Below are 13,624 nucleotides of genomic sequence, written 5' to 3' on the forward strand. Positions count from 1 at the left end.
CATCCATCTTTGATTGAGGCTCGCGCGCGGGGCGCTGCCGATAATCCGCGCCATGCGCTTCGAGTGGACGGACCTGCGGATCTTCCTGCACGTGTGCGAGGCGGGGAGCATGACCGCCGCGGCGGCGCGCGCGCACCTGACGCTGGCGGCCGTGAGCGCGCGCATGCGCAGCCTCGAGGCGTCGTGCGGGATCATGCTGCTGGAGCGGCGGGCACGCGGCGTCGTGCCCACGGCGGCCGGCGAGGTGCTCGCCGCGCATGCGCGCCTCGTGTTCGAGCAGGTGCAGCGCCTGCAGCGCGACCTGCTGCAGGCGCACGGCGACGCGCCGCGGCGCACCGTGCTGCTGGCGAACAGCTCGGCGCTCGCGCGGCCGTTGGCGGATGCGTTGCTCGAAAACGAGCCTGCGCCAGGCGGCCGGCCCCTCCTCGTGCGCGAGAGCGCCAGCGAGGCGACCGTGCAGGCGCTGCGATCGGGCGCCGCCGACGTGGGCATCGTCTCCGACGCGGTGGAGACCCGCGGGCTGGTCGCGCAGGACCTCGGGCCCGATCCGCTGGTGCTGGTGATCGCGAGCACGCATGCGCTCGCGGCGCGGCCGGCCGTGGCCTTCCGCGAAGCGCTCGCGCAGCCCTGGGTGGCCTGGGGCGAGCAGGGCGCCTTGTCGGCGCACCTGCAGATGCGCGCCATCGCGCTGGGCACGCCGATCGTCCCGCGCGTCAGCTATCCGGCGCTCGCGGGCGTGCTGCGCCTGGTCGCCGGCGGGCTGGGCGTGACGGTGCTGCCCCGGGCGGTGGTGCCCGCGGATGCGGACGCGGCCGGCGTCGCGTGCATCGCCCTGGAAGACCCTTGGGCTGGCCGGCGCCTGCTCGTGTGCAGGCCGGAAGGCGGGGATGCCTCGCGGGCGGAGCTGGTGGAGCGGATCCGCCGCGCCTGGCGCGCCTAGCCGGCGGCCGGCCCTTCCCAGCCCAGGAGTTCGGCGATGCGCGTCACCACCCAGCCGGGTTCGCTGCCTTGCAAGGGGCCGTCTTCGGCGGACAGCGCCGCCTGCATGCCGGCCAGCACTTCGCCTTCGGGCGCGCCGGAGCGGAAGGCCGCCGTGGAGGCCTGTTCGCAGAGCATCTGCGCCAGGTCTTCGCACAGCTCGTAGCGCTCGCGCACCGCGCCCATGGGTGCCACCAGGCGATGGCCGCCGGGCGCGGTGAACAAGGCGAGGAACGAGGGAGGGACTTCGATCTGGTTGGGATCGTCCACTGCCGCTCAGGCGTTGGAGAGGTGGTTGCCCAGGGCGAACACGGAAACGGGGATGCGGCCGGCGAGTTCCGCCGGGGTATGGCCGAGCCAGGCCTTGCGCTTGTGTTCCTCGATGGCCGCCTTGCGCTCCTGCGCCAGTTCCTTGGCGGTGAGCTCGGCTTCGTCCTCGAGCACGATGTGGATCTCTGCTTCGGCCAGCGTGGCCGATCCGTCTTTGTTCTGCATCGGCCCGATTGTCAGGGAAAACCCGCTAAACCGCCGCCTCCCCGGCCGGCTGTCCCTCCACTCCGATGGGTTGGAGTTGCGCAATGTCGTCATCCCAGCGTAGGAGGTGGTGGTTGAACCCGAAGGCGAGCGTCGGCTTGACCACCTCGAAGTAGGGCGATACGTCGAAGTCGCGGGGGACGTAGAGGCTGTGGTGACGCACGTGCAGGATGTGCTCGATGCAGCCGACGCAATGCGGGTCGCTGGAAGGCAGCGCCTCGATCTGCGGCAGGATCGGGTAGCGCACGGACTGGAAGGCCGACGCGATCAGGGTGGAGCAGATCGCGCGCGTGGGGTCGCCGCTGCCCAGCGCGATCATGCGGCGGCGCCAGCGCTGCGGCACGGGCGGCGTGGGGAACAGGTAGCGCGCCAGGTCGAAGACGTTGCGCAGGTCGTACCGGTAGCCCAGCCGCGCGGTGACGTAGCCGATGACGGTGGCGATCTCCGCCGCGCTCAGGCCCACGGGCCGGCAGATGCGGCAATGCAGCCCCTCGAATTCGGCCACGCTGACGGCCCGCACGCCTTCCTGCAGGTCGGCCTCGACGAAGGAGCGCTCCAGGCCGCGCGCATCGACGCCGCCGACCGGCTGGCCCGTGTACAGCGCGGCGTGCGACCAGGTGGACTGCGTCAGGTACTTGATCGCGCCGCTGATGCGGCTGTGGCCCTCCACCAGCAACACGTCGCCCGGCTGCAGGCAGGCGAGCAGCTTCGCGGTGTCGGTCGCGGCGGCGGTGCTGGCGCCGGGGACCGTCTTGCTCAGGTAGGCGCCCAGGCGGGCGCCGATCCAGCGCCGGGCGGCGGTGAACAAGGGGGGAAGGGGAACGGGCATGGGGGACTCGGGCGTGCGGGCGACGGGCCGAGCATATAGACGCCACCAGCGGCGCCTGCGTTTCCTGCCGACCGGCGGCGGCCTTGGCGCCCCATTCGGCGTGCACGGGACTATGCTGGCGGCGCGCGAGGCACGACATGGGCAAGGAAGCGGACGCACTCGAGCGCTTCGTCGAAGCGCAATCCCCCGTCTGGACCGAGGTCCAGGGCGAACTGCGGGCCGGGCGCAAGACGAGCCACTGGATGTGGTTCATCTTCCCGCAACTGGAGGCGCTGGGACGCAGCGCCACCGCGAAGTTCTACGGCCTGCGCGACGCGGACGAAGCCCGCGCGTACATCGCGCACCCGGTGCTGGGTGCGCGCCTCGTGGAATGCTGCGAGATCCTGCTGCAGGTGCCGGAGCACGACGCCGTCGCGATCTTCGGCAGCATCGACGCGATGAAGCTGCGCTCGTGCCTGACGCTTTTTGCACACGTGGCGCCGCAGCACCCGCAGTTCCGCGCCTGCCTGGAGAAATTCTTCGCCGGCGAGGCGGACCCGCTCACGGCCGGCCTGCTCGGAGCCGGATCGCCGTGAGCACGTTCTCGCCGTCGCGCCGCTCCGCGAGGAACTCGACGCGGGCGCCGGGCTTCATGCCTTCGAGCAGCGCCGGGTCGAGCACGCGGTAGCTGAGGGTGGAGAACGGGATCTTGCGTTCGGGGGCCAGCTTGATGTGCGCGTAGCGGCGCCCGTCCTTCTCCTGCGACGCGGAGCGGAACTCGCCTTGCGTGTACACCGGGTCGGCCCAGGCCTGGCCCATCCAGAGTGCGGACGCCACGAGGGCCAGGATCAGTTCGCGCATGCCCGAGGATAGCGGACCGGCGCGCCGCCTGCGATAGAGTCTCGCCCCATGCAATGGCTCCGCTCCCTCATCGCCCGCGCGCCGAAGCGCGCCACGGCGATCGGCAAGGCGCTGTTCCTCGCCGGCGGCGTGCTCGTGCTCGCCGCGCTGTTCGGCAGGATCGGCCTGGTGGCCGTCAACGGGGAGCGCGCGCAGGCCGGGCTCTCCACGCTGCACACACTGGCCGAGGCTTATCCGCAGTATCCGACCTGGTTCGTGCCGGAAGGGCCCGTCGGCTTCGCCGTCGCCGCGCTGCTGGTGCTGGCGGGGATGGTGGTGATCCAGCTGGCGGAAAAGGCGAAATAGCCGCGCGCGGCCGCGCGCCCGCCCTCGCGCCGCTGTGGAATGATCGCGCATGTCCCCGCAACCCTCGACGAGCTTCGCCTCGCTTCCGCTTCCTGCCGCCGCGCTGGAGAACCTGCGCCGCCTCGGCTATCTCGAGATGACGCCCATCCAGGCCGCCAGCCTGCCCGCGGCCCTGGCCGGCAAGGACCTGATCGCGCAGGCCAAGACTGGCAGCGGCAAGACCGCCGCCTTCGCGCTGGCGCTGCTGGCGAGCCTCGACGCGCGCCGCTTCGCCGTGCAGGCGCTGGTGCTGTGCCCCACGCGCGAGCTGGCCGACCAGGTCACCACCGAGATCCGGCGCCTCGCGCGCGCCGAGGACAACGTGAAGGTCACCGCGCTCGCGGGCGGCGTGCCGCTGCGCGGCCAGGCCACCAGCCTCGCGGCCGGCACCCACGTCGTCGTCGGCACGCCCGGCCGCGTGCTGGACCACCTGGACCGCGGCAACCTGCAGCTCGGCGAGCTGAAGACGCTGGTGCTCGACGAAGCGGACCGCATGCTCGACATGGGCTTCGTCGACGACATCGCACGGGTCGCGCGCCAATGCCCGGCGCGGCGGCAGACGCTGCTGTTCTCCGCGACCTATCCGGAAGGCATCGCGAAGCTCGCGGCGCAGTTCCTGCGCGATCCCGTCACGGTGAAGGTGGAGGCGCAGCACGGCGGCGAGCAGATCCAGCAGCGCTGGTACGAGGTCACCGAGTCGCAGCGCCTGCTGACGGTGGCCCGCCTGCTGGAGCACTTCCGCCCGGCCAGCACGCTCGCCTTCTGCAACACGCGGGCGCGCTGCCGCGAACTGGCGGAACTGCTGCAGGCACAGGGCTACGTGGCGCTCGCGCTGCACGGCGACCTGGAGCAGCGCGACCGCGACCAGGTGCTGGTGCGCTTCGCCAACGGCAGCTGCTCGGTGCTGGTCGCGACCGACGTCGCCGCGCGCGGCCTGGACGTCGCCGGCCTCGCCGCGGTGATCAACGTCGACGTGGCGCCGGACCCCGAGGTGCACGTGCACCGCATCGGCCGCACCGGCCGGGCCGGCGAAACGGGCCTGGCCCTGAGCCTCGCGAGCCTGGACGAGATGGGTGCCGTCGGCCGCATCGAGCAGCTGCAGGGACGCGAGTCCACCTGGCACGCCCTCGCCGAACTCACCCCGGCGCCGGGCGGCCGCCTGCTGCCGGCGATGGCGACCGTGCACATCCAGGCGGGGCGCAAGGAAAAGATCCGCGCCGGCGACGTGCTGGGCGCGCTGACGGCGGACCTGGGCTACACCCGCGAGCAGGTGGGCAAGATCGACATCAACGAGTTCGCCACCTACGTGGCCGTCGCGCGCGGCATCGCCGACGACTTGGTGGCGCGCCTGAACCGCATCAAGGGGCGCAGCGTCAAGGCGCGCCTGCTGAAGGACTGAGGCGATGGCGGCGCTGGTGCGCGAGGAGGAAGTCGAGTTCACCGCGATGCGGGCGCAGGGGCCCGGTGGGCAGAACGTCAACAAGGTGTCGAGCGCGGTGCACCTGCGCTTCGACATCCGCGCGTCCTCGCTGCCGGAGGACGTGAAGGAGCGCCTGCTCGCCTTGCCGGGACGGCGGGTGAGCAAGGACGGCATCCTGGTGCTGAAGGCGCAGTCGGCCCGCAGCCAGGAACAGAACAAGGCGGCCGCCCTCGCGCGGCTGGAGGCCATCGTCGCGGAAGCTTCGCAGGTGCAGCCGGTGCGCCGGCCGACGAAGCCGACCTATGCCTCGAAGCAGCGCCGCCTGCAGGGCAAGGCCATCCGCTCCGAGCTGAAGGCCGCCCGCCGCAAGATCGACGACTGATCCCTGCTCCCTCTCCCGCTCGCGGGAGAGGGCTGGGGTGAGGGCTTCAGAGCGCGGCCGGCTGCTCGCCGAAGAACCCCACGACGCGCCCGATGCGTCCATCGACGTCCAGGTCCATGAAGTCCACGCCCGCGAGCACGGCTTCGCCCGCCGGGTTCACGAGCCGCCAGCCGTAGCGCACGAACTGGTGGTGCGCGTCGAGCGCCGTGCTGCGCTCGAAGCGGTGGCCCGGGAACTGCGCGAGCAGGGTCGCGGCCTGGTCCGAGATGCCGGCGTGTCCGGCCGATTCCAGCGGCGGGTCGACCAGGCGCGCGCCTTCGCTCCAGCTCTCGCGGATCAGCGCCATGCGGCGGGCCGCGTCGGGCTCGCAGTAGGCGGCGAGATGCGTGTCGACCATCTTCTCGAGTGCGGGGATGTTCATGCGGGACTCCTTGTGGTTGGGAAATCGATGGAGCCATTCTTCGAGGCCCCCGCCTGCCGGTCCATGACCTCGCAGGTCATGCGAGGCGCATCCGGCGGACAATCGCGCGGTGAGCTCTTCTCCTTCCTGCGCCGTCGTCGGCGGCGGCCCGGCCGGATTGATGGCGGCCGAGGTGCTGGCCCGCGAGGGCGTGGCCGTCGACCTGTTCGATGCCATGCCCTCCGTCGGCCGCAAGTTCCTGCTGGCCGGCCGCGGCGGCCTCAACCTGACGCATTCCGAGGACGCCTCGCGCTTCCTCGCGCGCTTCGGCGCACGTAGCGCCGACCTGCGCGAGGCGCTCACCGCCTTCGGCCCCGAGGCCGTGCGCCAATGGGCGGCGGGCCTCGGCATCGAGACCTTCGTCGGCACCTCGGGCCGCGTGTTCCCGGTCGGCCTGAAGGCGGCGCCGCTGCTGCGCGCCTGGCTGCACCGGCTGCGCGAAGCCGGCGTGCGCGTGCACACGCGGCATCGCTGGACCGGGTGGCAGGACGAAAGCGGCGACCTGGTTTTCGCGACACCCCAGGGAACGGTCGCCCACCACGCCGATGGCACCGTGCTCGCGCTCGGCGGCGCGAGCTGGCCGCGGCTCGGGTCGGACGGCGCCTGGGCGCCGTGGCTCGCGGCGCGCGGCGTGGCGCTCGCGCCGCTGCGGCCGGCCAACTGCGGCTTCGACGTGCAGCCCACGCGGCCCGGCGCCGCGGGATGGAGCGACTTCCTGCGCGAGCGCTTCGCCGGCCAGCCGGTGAAGCCCGTGGCGGCGCGCCTGCCGTCGCAGGCCCCCGAAGAAAGCATCCAGGGCGAGTTCGTGCTGACCGACACCGGCATCGAAGGCAGCCTGGTCTACGCCTTCGCCGCGCCGCTGCGCGACGCGATCGAAGCCCAGGGCCAGGCGACGTGGCTCATCGACCTGCTGCCGCAGCGCGGCGCCGCGCAGGTGCTGGCCGAAGTGACGCACCCGCGCGGTCCGCGCAGCCTGGCGACGCACCTGAAGAGCCGCCTCGGCATCGCCGGCATCAAGTCGGCGCTGCTGCACGAGCTGCTGTCGCCGGCGCAACTGGCCGACCCCGCGGCGCTGGCCGCGGCGCTGAAGGCGCTCCCCGTTCCGCTGGCGCGCCCGCGTCCGGTGGAGGAAGCCATCAGCACCGCCGGTGGCGTGTGCCTGGAGGCCCTGGACGAGAACACCATGCTGCGCGCGCTGCCGGGCGTGTTCTGCGCCGGCGAGATGCTCGACTGGGAAGCGCCCACCGGCGGCTACCTGCTCACGGCCTGCCTGGCGACGGGCCGCATGGCGGGGCAGGGTGCGGCGCGCTGGCTGCGCTCCGCAGCGGCGGCGCGCGACTAGAATTCCGGACGCGGGGACACCGGCAGACTCCCCGCGCCCCAAGAGGCGCCCGCCTCCAAGTTCTGCTCCCGACGGGCACGAGCCCGCAAGGAGCGCGACTTGCACCTCTCTCCCCGACACTGGAACGACGTGGACCGCCTGCTGGCGGCCAAGGCCTTGCGCGGCTTCGCGGATGGCTTCGTCAGCCTGCTGCTGCCGATCCACCTGCTGCACCTGGGCTTCACGCCCTTCCAGGTCGGCTGCATCGCCACCACGACGCTGCTCGGCTCGGGTGCGCTGACCCTCGCCGTCGGCGCGCAGGCCGGCCGCACCCCTTGGCGCACGCTGCTGCTCGCCGCCACCGCGCTCATGGCCGGCACCGGCCTGGCGCTCGCGTCGCTCGAAGGCTTCTGGCCGCTGATGCTGGTGGCGCTGGCCGGCACCATCAATCCGTCGGCCGGTGACGTCAGCGTGTTCCTGCCGCTGGAGCACGCGCTGCTGTCGTCCAGCGTCACCCCGCGCGAGCGGACCTCCGCCTTCGCGCGCTACAGCCTGGTGGGCAGCCTCGCCGGCGCGTGCGGTGCGCTGGCCGCGGGCCTGCCGGCCCTCCTGGCGCAACGCCTGCGGCTGGACCTGCCCGCCGCGGTGCAGGCGATGTTCCTGCTGTATGCGGCGCTGGCGCTGGCCGCCGCGCTCGTCTATCGCGGCCTGCCGCGGCGGCACGCCGAGGTTGCGGACGGCGTGCGCTCGGTGCTCGGGCCGTCCCGCCGCAAGGTGGTCCTGCTCGCCTCGCTGTTCAGCCTCGACGCGTTCGGCGGCGGCTTCCTCGTCCAGTCGCTGATCGCGCTGTGGCTGTTCCAGCGTTTCGGCCTCTCCATCGCGGCGGCCGGCACGCTGTTCTTCTGGACCGGCGTGCTCACCGCGTTCTCCTACCTCGTGGCCGTGCGCATTGCGCGGCGCATCGGCCTGGTCCGCACGATGGTCTACACGCACCTGCCTTCCAGCCTGTGCCTGCTGGCCATTCCCTTCTGCCGGGAAGTCGCCTGGGTGATCGCGCTGCTGCTGGTGCGCAGCGCGCTGTCGCAGATGGACGTGCCGACGCGCAGCTCCTACGTGATGGCGATTGTCACGCCGCCGGAGCGCCCCGCCGCGGCGAGCCTCACCTCGGTGCCGCGCAGCCTGGCAGCGGCGCTGAGTCCCGCGCTCGCGGGCTACCTGCTGGGACTCTCCGCCTTCGGCTGGCCCTTGGTGGCCGGCGGCGCGCTGAAGATCGTGTACGACCTGCTGCTGCTCGCCGCCTTCCGGGGCGTGCGGCCGCCGGAGGAATCAGGCGGCGAAGAAGCCGCGCCCTGAGGCGAAGGCGCGCGGCGCGCGATGGGCGTCGACCCAGTAGCCGAAGGCCACGAGCAGCCACTGCGCCTGTCCCACCCAGGCGATGGCGGTCGTGTTCGGCGGCGGCGGGCCGAACAGGTTGCCGGCGTAGATCACCAGCAGCAGCGCCACGAGTCCCACGAGCCCCCAGCGGCCGACGCCGTCCTGCGGGCGCGTGTCGCCGGCATAGAGCGCGACGCCGGCGGCGAACAGCGCCACTTCCACGGCCAGCGTCGCCGGCAGAGAATTCCAGAGGCCGAGGCCCACCACCGTGTCGAGCCCCGGCGCCACGGGCAGGTCGGGCACGTGCACCAGCGCGTCGAGCAGCCAGTGGCTCAGGACCAGCAGGCCCACGACGAGCGCGGCGCGCGGCTTGCCGCGCGCGGCGAGGTAGAGCCCGCCGACGACCACGGACCACGCGAGCGCGGCGAGCAGGCTGTGCGACAGCGGATAGTGCTCGAAGGCGAGCGGCGTCACGCCGCTGGCGCCCGGCGCGATGCGCACGGACTCGAGCCCGGCCAGCAGCAGCGTGGGCCACAGCAGGTCCAGGAACTGCGCGCCGAGGAACGCCGTGCCGAGCGACAGGCGCGGTGCCGCCTTCCTGGCGGCGAAGCCGAGCGCGAAATGACCGATGAACATGGCCGGAGTCCTCCCTTCAATGACGAGCCGCCGCGAGTGTATGCGTCCCGGCCATGGGACGGTGTGTTGCGGGCACCGTGCTTTATCCGGCGCCGTCCGGCCCCATCTGAAACGACGCGGGATGCGTGTCGCGTCCCGCGCCACACAAGGAGCATGCATGAAGAAGATCCTGTCCACGCGCGACGCGCCGAACCGCCACTGGGTGGGCGACGGCTTTCCCGTGCATGGCATGTTCGGCTACAACGCCGGCGCCGCGGAACGCAGCCCCTTCCTGCTGCTGGACTATGCCGCGCCCACGCGCTTCGAGCCGACCAGCGCGCGCCGCGGCGTGGGCCAGCATCCGCACCGCGGCTTCGAGACCGTCACCATGGTCTACGAGGGCGAGGTGGAGCATCGCGACTCCACGGGGCAGGGCGGCGTCATCGGCCGCGGCGACGTGCAGTGGATGACGGCCGGCGCCGGCATCCTGCACGAGGAGTTCCACTCGGCGGAGTTCGCCCGCACCGGCGGCCCCTTCGAGATGGTGCAGCTGTGGGTCAACCTGCCGGCGAAGGACAAGATGGCGCCGCCCGGCTACCAGGCGATCACGAACGCCGACATCCCCGTGGTGCCGCTGTCCGATGCCGCCGGCGCGTCGGCCGGCCAGGTCCGCGTGATCGCCGGCGGCTTCGGCGAGGCGCGCGGCCCGGCCCGCACCTTCACGCCCATGAACGTGTGGGACGTGCGCGTCGACGCGGGCCGCACTGTGTCGCTCGCGCAGCCCGAAGGCTGGACCAGCCTGCTGGTGGTGCTGGACGGAACGGTGGAAGTCAACGGCGAGGCCGTGCTGCGGCCGGCGCAGATGGCGACGCTCTCGCACGAAGGCAGCGAGATCCGCATCGAGGCGAACGGCGACGCCAAGCTGCTGCTGCTGGCCGGCGAGCCCATCGCCGAGCCGGTGGTGGGCTACGGGCCGTTCGTGATGAACAGCCAGGCCGAGATCGTGCAGGCGATCGAGGACTTCAACGGCGGCAGGTTCGGCCGCATGCAGTGAGGCGCGCCGGGCGATCGTTGCCATTCCAGCAACGCCGCATGGACGCCGGGACGGTTTTTCGGAGCCGGTCCGGCGTCCACAATCGTTCCATGCACTTCGCATGGCCGCGCCGCGGCCCGCAGCGCGAAGACCGCGTTCCACGCACCGACTTCAACAATCCAGAAAAGGAGATTCGACCATGGCGAAGGTTCTCGTCCTCTATCACAGCTTCTACGGGCACATCGAGGCGATGGCGCAGGCCGTTGCCGAAGGCGCGCGCGGCGTGCCCGGCGTGACCGTCGACCTCAAGCGGGTCCCCGAAACCGTCCCTGCCGACGTGTTCAAGTCCGCCGGCGGCAAGGCCGACCAGGCGGCGGACGTCGCGCAACCGGCCGAACTGGCCGACTACGACGCGATCATCTTCGGCTCGCCCACGCGCTTCGGCAACGTCACGGCGCAGATGCGCAACTTCATCGACCAGACCGGCGGCCTGTGGGCGCAGGGCAAGCTGGTGGGCAAGGTGGGCTCCGTGTTCACGTCGTCGGCCACGCAGCACGGCGGCCAGGAAAGCACCATCCTCACCTTCATCCCGACGCTCCTGCACCACGGCATGGTCGTGGTCGGCCTGCCGTATGCCGAGCAGCGGCAGATGGGCATCGACGAGATCAAGGGCGGCAGCCCCTACGGCGCATCCACCATCGCGGGCGGCCAGGGCGAGCGCATGCCGAGCGCGCAGGAGCTCGGCATGGCCCAGTTCCAGGGCCGGCACGTGGCCGAGATCGCGAAGAAGCTGGCCGGCTAAGGCTGCGGCAGGTCGATCCCGAGCCCCTGGATCGCCTGCCGGGAGTGGTCCACGAGGTAGTCCAGGAAGGCCCGCGTGCGCGCGGGCATGTACTCGCGGCTCGGGAGGGCCGCCACGAGGCTCAGGCGCGCGGTGATCCAGGGCGACAGCACGCGCCGCAACAGGCCGGCCTTCAGCAGCGGCGCCAGCAGGTCCAGCGGCTGGCTGCTGATGCCGCCGCCTTCCAGCGTGGCGCGCAGCAGCGTGTCGGTGTGGTTGGCGGTCAGCACGGCCGGCACGTCCAGTTCCAGCACGCTGTCTTCCCGTGTCGGGTCCAGCAGGCGCATCGGCCCCAGCCGCGCGCCGGGCGTGCGCAGGCGCAGGCAGCGGTGCCGCAGCAGTTCGTCCGGCTCGGCCGGTTCGCCGTGCCGCTCCAGGTAGGCGGGTGAAGCGCAGAACACCGCCAGGCTCAGCACGACCGGCCGGGCGATCACGTCGGAAGCGATGTTGGCGTTGCTGTTCAGGACCGCCAGGTCGTATTCGTGCACGGCCGGATCGGGCGAGTCCTCGACGTGCACGTCCACGCGCACGGCCGGATGCAGGCGCTGGAAGCCGATGATCGCGGGCGCCAGCATGTGCGTGGCCGCGACCGGCGGCGCGAGCACCCGCACCGTGCCGCGCATTTCGTGCGTCTGCGACTGCACCATCGCGTCGGCGTCGTCGATCTGCGCGAGGATGGTGCGCACGCGTTCCAGGTAGGCCTCGCCCGCCTGCGTCAAGGACAGGCGCCGCGTCGTGCGCTGGAGCAGGCGGCCACCGAGGTGCTTCTCGAGATCGTTCACCAGCCGCGTGACGACGGCCGGCGCCAGGTCCAGCTTGCGCGCCGCGGCGGCGAAGCCGCCTTCGTCCACCACCTGCTGGAACACGCGCATGGACTGAAGACGATCCATCCGGGGACACCTCTGCGATTCGACGGGGGATTATCGGTCGACCCAGGCGCGGGCACGCGCGTGCGCGCGGTGCTATCTTGTGCGCTCCGTCCTCCGGAGCCCGCCATGATCACCAAGACCTTCACCACGGGCCGCATCCGCAAGGCGGAGTACGACCCTGCCACGCGCCAGCTGGACCTCCACTGGGACAACGGGACCGTGCTCGCCTACAAGCACGTGCCCGACGAAGTGTTCCGCCGCCTCGGCAGCGCGCCGAATCCCACGACCTACTGGGAAGACCGAATCGCCGAGGAGTACCCGAAGGGCACGCCCCGGAAATCCGGCGCGGCCCCGGGCGAGGGCAAGACCCTGCGCGACCTGTTCGGCGACGCGGACGAATAGGCCGGCGCCCCGCGCCGCGCCGCTCCGCTGCATCATTGACGCAGGCGCGGCCGTGCGGCCGGGCTGGAGCGATGCATGGAGTTCAAGGACTACTACAAGGTGCTCGGCGTCGACAAGGGCGCGAGCCAGGACGAGATCAAGAAGGCCTACCGCAAGCTCGCGCGCAAGTACCACCCGGACGTGAGCAAGGAAGCCGACGCGGCCGCGCGCATGGCCGAGGTCAACGAGGCCAACACGGTGCTCTCCGATCCGGAGAAGCGCGCCGCCTATGACCAGCTCTCGGCGCAGCCGCGCGGGCGCGAGTTCCGCCCGCCGCCGGACTGGCAACCGGGCTTCGACTTCGCCTCGGCCGGCGGGGCGCCCGGCGGCGACGAGCACTTCAGCGATTTCTTCGAGGAGCTGTTCGGCCGCGCCGCGCGTGCGCGCTCCGGCCGCGGCGGCGCGGGCCGCGCGCAGGTGCCGCTGCCCGGCGAGGACCAGCACGCGCGCATCGAGCTCGAGCTGCGCGACGCCTACCAGGGCGCGCAGCGCACGCTCGCGCTGCAGGTGACGCACGTCGACGAGCAGGGCCAGCTGCGCCGCGACGAGCGGCACCTGGAAGTGCGCATCCCCAAGGGCGTGCGCGAAGGCCAGCACATCCGGCTCGCGGGCCAGGGCGGGCCGGGCCTCAACGGCGGGCCGCCCGGCGACCTGCTGCTGGAGGTGGTGTTCAGGCCCGATGCGCGCTGGCGCGCCGAAGGCAAGGACGTGCACGGCCGCCTGTGGCTCGCGCCCTGGGAAGCCGCGCTGGGCGCGGCCGTGGCCGTGCGCACGCCGGGCGGCGACGAGGTGGAAGTGACGGTGCCGGCCGGCTGGAAGCCGGGCCGCAAGCTGCGCCTGAAGGGCCGGGGCATTCCCGCCTACGAGCCCGGCGACCTCTACCTGGAGCTGGACGTGGCGCTGCCCGCCGCCGAGACCGACGCGCAGCGCGCGGCCTACACGGCGCTGGCCCAGGCCTTTCCCGGATTCGACGCGCGCACGGCAGGAGGAGCCTGACCATGGAACGGGTACACGATGCGGAAGTGCTGGGCGAGGCGGCTTTCTCGCTGGAGGAAGCGGCGCGCGCCTGCAGGGTGGAGGTGCACTGGATCGAGGAGCGCGTGCAGGCCGGCGTGCTGCAGGCGCGCGTGAGCGGCGGCCAGTGGCGCTTCGACAGCGCGACGCTGGTGCGGGCGCGGCGCGTGGCGCAGCTGGAGGCGTGCTTCGATGCGGATCCGCAGCTGGCGGCGTTGACGGCGGACCTGATGGAGGAGGTGGAGAGTTTGCGGAGGCGCCTGGGAATGCGGTGAGCGGTGGGGTTCGC

Annotated in this window: 19 protein-coding genes; 12 read left to right on the top strand and 7 right to left on the bottom strand. The window is 72.4% G+C overall.

The genetic code is table 11. The annotated features are described in order from the left end of the window. Positions 1 to 52: 52 nt before the first annotated feature. Positions 53 to 940, top strand: coding sequence for a LysR family transcriptional regulator (locus ACY0MJ_RS13355; protein WP_462638960.1), 888 nt, complete (start codon positions 53 to 55; stop codon positions 938 to 940). Here ACY0MJ_RS13355 and ACY0MJ_RS13360 read toward each other — a convergent pair. The 3 genes from ACY0MJ_RS13360 to ACY0MJ_RS13370 are packed head-to-tail and all read right to left on the bottom strand — an operon-like array spanning position 937 to position 2,320. Then, positions 937 to 1,248, bottom strand: a complete 312-nt coding sequence (locus ACY0MJ_RS13360) for an ATPase with chaperone activity (RefSeq protein WP_462638961.1) — start codon at positions 1,246 to 1,248, stop codon at positions 937 to 939. The two genes, ACY0MJ_RS13355 and ACY0MJ_RS13360, sit on opposite strands and share 4 nt — an antisense overlap. A gap of 6 nt (positions 1,249 to 1,254) precedes the next feature. After that, entirely contained in the window at positions 1,255 to 1,473 is a 219-nt protein-coding gene (locus ACY0MJ_RS13365) for a hypothetical protein (RefSeq protein ID WP_462638962.1), read from the bottom strand. Positions 1,474 to 1,498: 25 nt separating this feature from the next. Then, positions 1,499 to 2,320 (bottom strand): YiiX/YebB-like N1pC/P60 family cysteine hydrolase, encoded by an 822-nt coding sequence (locus tag ACY0MJ_RS13370; protein WP_462638963.1) that lies wholly within the window; start codon positions 2,318 to 2,320, stop codon positions 1,499 to 1,501. 158 nt (positions 2,321 to 2,478) lie between these two features. Between ACY0MJ_RS13370 and ACY0MJ_RS13375 the strand changes: the two genes are divergently transcribed. Continuing rightward, the gene (locus tag ACY0MJ_RS13375; RefSeq protein WP_462638964.1) at positions 2,479 to 2,916 is read left to right on the top strand and encodes a DUF1810 domain-containing protein; all 438 of its coding nucleotides are present in this window, start codon (positions 2,479 to 2,481) and stop codon (positions 2,914 to 2,916) included. Here the strand turns inward: ACY0MJ_RS13375 and ACY0MJ_RS13380 are convergent. Then, a complete protein-coding gene (locus ACY0MJ_RS13380; RefSeq protein ID WP_462638965.1) occupies positions 2,882 to 3,181 on the bottom strand; it encodes a copper-binding protein in 300 nt (99 codons plus the stop codon). The genes ACY0MJ_RS13375 and ACY0MJ_RS13380 overlap by 35 nt on opposite strands. A 48-nt stretch (positions 3,182 to 3,229) precedes the next feature. On the opposite strand from ACY0MJ_RS13380, the gene ACY0MJ_RS13385 reads away from it, so the two are divergent. Genes ACY0MJ_RS13385 through arfB form a run of 3 tightly spaced genes read left to right on the top strand, consistent with a single transcriptional unit; the run spans position 3,230 to position 5,367 of the window. Then, positions 3,230 to 3,526, top strand: coding sequence for a hypothetical protein (locus ACY0MJ_RS13385; RefSeq protein ID WP_462638966.1), 297 nt, complete (start codon positions 3,230 to 3,232; stop codon positions 3,524 to 3,526). A gap of 49 nt (positions 3,527 to 3,575) precedes the next feature. Next, positions 3,576 to 4,964 carry an ATP-dependent RNA helicase DbpA gene (dbpA, locus tag ACY0MJ_RS13390; RefSeq protein WP_462638967.1) on the top strand — a complete coding sequence of 463 codons (1,389 nt, stop codon included), beginning with the start codon at positions 3,576 to 3,578 and terminating at the stop codon, positions 4,962 to 4,964. Positions 4,965 to 4,968: 4 nt separating this feature from the next. Continuing rightward, positions 4,969 to 5,367 carry an alternative ribosome rescue aminoacyl-tRNA hydrolase ArfB gene (gene arfB / locus ACY0MJ_RS13395; protein WP_462638968.1) on the top strand — a complete coding sequence of 133 codons (399 nt, stop codon included), beginning with the start codon at positions 4,969 to 4,971 and terminating at the stop codon, positions 5,365 to 5,367. A gap of 46 nt (positions 5,368 to 5,413) precedes the next feature. Here the strand turns inward: arfB and ACY0MJ_RS13400 are convergent, their stop codons facing one another. Further along, a complete protein-coding gene (locus ACY0MJ_RS13400) occupies positions 5,414 to 5,788 on the bottom strand; it encodes a nuclear transport factor 2 family protein (RefSeq protein WP_462638969.1) in 375 nt (124 codons plus the stop codon). Positions 5,789 to 5,897: 109 nt separating this feature from the next. On the opposite strand from ACY0MJ_RS13400, the gene ACY0MJ_RS13405 reads away from it, so the two are divergent. Next, positions 5,898 to 7,169, top strand: coding sequence for a BaiN/RdsA family NAD(P)/FAD-dependent oxidoreductase (locus tag ACY0MJ_RS13405; RefSeq protein WP_462638970.1), 1,272 nt, complete (start codon positions 5,898 to 5,900; stop codon positions 7,167 to 7,169). A gap of 99 nt (positions 7,170 to 7,268) precedes the next feature. Continuing rightward, positions 7,269 to 8,501: an MFS transporter gene (locus tag ACY0MJ_RS13410; RefSeq protein WP_462638971.1), complete on the top strand. Its 1,233-nt coding sequence runs from the start codon at positions 7,269 to 7,271 to the stop codon at positions 8,499 to 8,501. On the opposite strand, the gene ACY0MJ_RS13415 is transcribed toward ACY0MJ_RS13410, so the two are convergent. Then, entirely contained in the window at positions 8,475 to 9,158 is a 684-nt protein-coding gene (locus ACY0MJ_RS13415; RefSeq protein WP_462638972.1) for a hypothetical protein, read from the bottom strand. The genes ACY0MJ_RS13410 and ACY0MJ_RS13415 overlap by 27 nt on opposite strands. A gap of 157 nt (positions 9,159 to 9,315) precedes the next feature. On the opposite strand from ACY0MJ_RS13415, the gene ACY0MJ_RS13420 reads away from it, so the two are divergent. Together ACY0MJ_RS13420 and wrbA are read left to right on the top strand one after the other, a co-directional pair. Next, entirely contained in the window at positions 9,316 to 10,191 is an 876-nt protein-coding gene (locus ACY0MJ_RS13420; RefSeq protein WP_462638973.1) for a pirin family protein, read from the top strand. A gap of 178 nt (positions 10,192 to 10,369) precedes the next feature. Then, positions 10,370 to 10,972: an NAD(P)H:quinone oxidoreductase gene (wrbA, locus tag ACY0MJ_RS13425; protein WP_462638974.1), complete on the top strand. Its 603-nt coding sequence runs from the start codon at positions 10,370 to 10,372 to the stop codon at positions 10,970 to 10,972. Here wrbA and ACY0MJ_RS13430 read toward each other — a convergent pair. After that, entirely contained in the window at positions 10,969 to 11,901 is a 933-nt protein-coding gene (locus ACY0MJ_RS13430) for a LysR family transcriptional regulator (protein ID WP_462638975.1), read from the bottom strand. The genes wrbA and ACY0MJ_RS13430 overlap by 4 nt on opposite strands. A 105-nt stretch (positions 11,902 to 12,006) precedes the next feature. Here ACY0MJ_RS13430 and ACY0MJ_RS13435 point away from each other — a divergent pair, with 105 nt between their 5' ends. From ACY0MJ_RS13435 to ACY0MJ_RS13445, 3 genes are all read left to right on the top strand, one after another. Next, complete coding sequence (locus ACY0MJ_RS13435) at positions 12,007 to 12,282, top strand: KTSC domain-containing protein (RefSeq protein ID WP_462638976.1); 276 nt, start codon at positions 12,007 to 12,009, stop codon at positions 12,280 to 12,282. Between the two features lie 75 nt (positions 12,283 to 12,357). Beyond that, positions 12,358 to 13,317 carry a DnaJ C-terminal domain-containing protein gene (locus ACY0MJ_RS13440; RefSeq protein WP_462638977.1) on the top strand — a complete coding sequence of 320 codons (960 nt, stop codon included), beginning with the start codon at positions 12,358 to 12,360 and terminating at the stop codon, positions 13,315 to 13,317. A gap of 2 nt (positions 13,318 to 13,319) precedes the next feature. Beyond that, a complete protein-coding gene (locus tag ACY0MJ_RS13445) occupies positions 13,320 to 13,610 on the top strand; it encodes a chaperone modulator CbpM (RefSeq protein ID WP_462638978.1) in 291 nt (96 codons plus the stop codon). The last annotated feature ends 14 nt before the right edge of the window (positions 13,611 to 13,624 follow it).

This window comes from Ramlibacter sp. bp-362, from assembly GCF_054956735.1.

Bases quoted from the DNA above. Each gene is read 5' to 3' on its own strand.
- ACY0MJ_RS13355 (WP_462638960.1), top strand. From the start codon at position 53: ATGCGCTTCGAGTGGACGGACCTGCGGATCTTCCTGCACGTGTGCGAG.
- ACY0MJ_RS13365 (WP_462638962.1), bottom strand. From the start codon at position 1,473: ATGCAGAACAAAGACGGATCGGCCACGCTGGCCGAAGCAGAGATCCAC.
- ACY0MJ_RS13375 (WP_462638964.1), top strand. From the start codon at position 2,479: ATGGGCAAGGAAGCGGACGCACTCGAGCGCTTCGTCGAAGCGCAATCC.
- ACY0MJ_RS13380 (WP_462638965.1), bottom strand. From the start codon at position 3,181: ATGCGCGAACTGATCCTGGCCCTCGTGGCGTCCGCACTCTGGATGGGC.
- ACY0MJ_RS13385 (WP_462638966.1), top strand. From the start codon at position 3,230: ATGCAATGGCTCCGCTCCCTCATCGCCCGCGCGCCGAAGCGCGCCACG.
- dbpA (WP_462638967.1), top strand. From the start codon at position 3,576: ATGTCCCCGCAACCCTCGACGAGCTTCGCCTCGCTTCCGCTTCCTGCC.
- arfB (WP_462638968.1), top strand. From the start codon at position 4,969: ATGGCGGCGCTGGTGCGCGAGGAGGAAGTCGAGTTCACCGCGATGCGG.
- ACY0MJ_RS13400 (WP_462638969.1), bottom strand. From the start codon at position 5,788: ATGAACATCCCCGCACTCGAGAAGATGGTCGACACGCATCTCGCCGCC.
- ACY0MJ_RS13415 (WP_462638972.1), bottom strand. From the start codon at position 9,158: ATGTTCATCGGTCATTTCGCGCTCGGCTTCGCCGCCAGGAAGGCGGCA.
- ACY0MJ_RS13420 (WP_462638973.1), top strand. From the start codon at position 9,316: ATGAAGAAGATCCTGTCCACGCGCGACGCGCCGAACCGCCACTGGGTG.
- wrbA (WP_462638974.1), top strand. From the start codon at position 10,370: ATGGCGAAGGTTCTCGTCCTCTATCACAGCTTCTACGGGCACATCGAG.
- ACY0MJ_RS13430 (WP_462638975.1), bottom strand. From the start codon at position 11,901: ATGGATCGTCTTCAGTCCATGCGCGTGTTCCAGCAGGTGGTGGACGAA.
- ACY0MJ_RS13435 (WP_462638976.1), top strand. From the start codon at position 12,007: ATGATCACCAAGACCTTCACCACGGGCCGCATCCGCAAGGCGGAGTAC.
- ACY0MJ_RS13440 (WP_462638977.1), top strand. From the start codon at position 12,358: ATGGAGTTCAAGGACTACTACAAGGTGCTCGGCGTCGACAAGGGCGCG.
- ACY0MJ_RS13445 (WP_462638978.1), top strand. From the start codon at position 13,320: ATGGAACGGGTACACGATGCGGAAGTGCTGGGCGAGGCGGCTTTCTCG.